Origin of the sequence: Arthrobacter sp. NPDC056493 (assembly GCF_042795115.1) — a bacterium.
GTDB lineage: Bacteria > Actinomycetota > Actinomycetes > Actinomycetales > Micrococcaceae > Arthrobacter.
In genome coordinates, this window is the sequence record NZ_JBHTSL010000005.1 from 154855 (window position 1) to 155612 (window position 758).

1 protein-coding gene is annotated in these 758 nt (G+C 61.5%); it reads left to right on the forward strand.

The features are described from left to right. Positions 1–192 precede the first annotated feature (192 nt). Positions 193–702, forward strand: coding sequence for a 30S ribosome-binding factor RbfA (gene rbfA / locus ACFQ50_RS03930; RefSeq protein ID WP_377994206.1), 510 nt, complete (start codon positions 193–195; stop codon positions 700–702). The last annotated feature ends 56 nt before the right edge of the window (positions 703–758 follow it).

Here is a 758-nt window from a genome sequence, read left to right on the forward strand (position 1 = left end):
GACGTAGTTCGACGTTCGCCACCCAGCTCCGGCAGGCCCGATGCCACTCCGGGCCCCCTCCACGGCTCCAAAGAGCCGCCGTAAATTTTCCAACGGCGTCCGTCGTAGACTCGCCTTGGGTGCGTGGCAATTATTGAACTTGTGTACGTAAGCCGCCGTCGCGCCGTCGTACATCCATACTTAGGAGTAAAAATGGCTGATCCGGCACGCGCTGCCAAGATGGCGCAGCGGATTAAGGTTGTTGTTGCTGAGGCTTTGGGCCGGAGGGTGAAGGATCCCCGGCTAGAGGGGATCACTGTCACTGATGCCCGAGTGACCAATGACCTGCAGCATGCCACCGTCTACTACACCGTGTTTGGCGACCCGGCCGTGCAGGCTGATGCTGCCAAGGGGCTGGAAAAGGCCAAGGGTGTGCTTCGGCAGGAAGTGGGCCGGAACATCACTGCCCGGCTGACTCCCACGCTTGAATTTGTCGCGGACCAGATCCCCGTGAATGCGTCCAACCTCGAAGAGCTGCTCCGCACCGCTAAGCAGCGTGATGCCGAGGTGGCCGAGTTGGCTAAGAACGCCAAGCACGCCGGCGACGCCGACCCGTACAAGAGCGACGCCCAGGCGGACGTGGACATCGACGAAGACGACTTCGACGAAGAGGACCTCGACCTGGCGGACGACGAAGCAATCGACGAGGACCGGAACCGCTAGCGTTACGGGTTCTGGACTCTGAATTTCATGCCGCCAGGCACTGTAAGGGTGCGGCC

What these genes read in the sequence shown, in the direction of transcription:
- rbfA (WP_377994206.1), top strand. Translation starts at nt 193, where the DNA reads ATGGCTGATCCGGCACGCGCTGCCAAGATGGCGCAGCGGATTAAGGTT.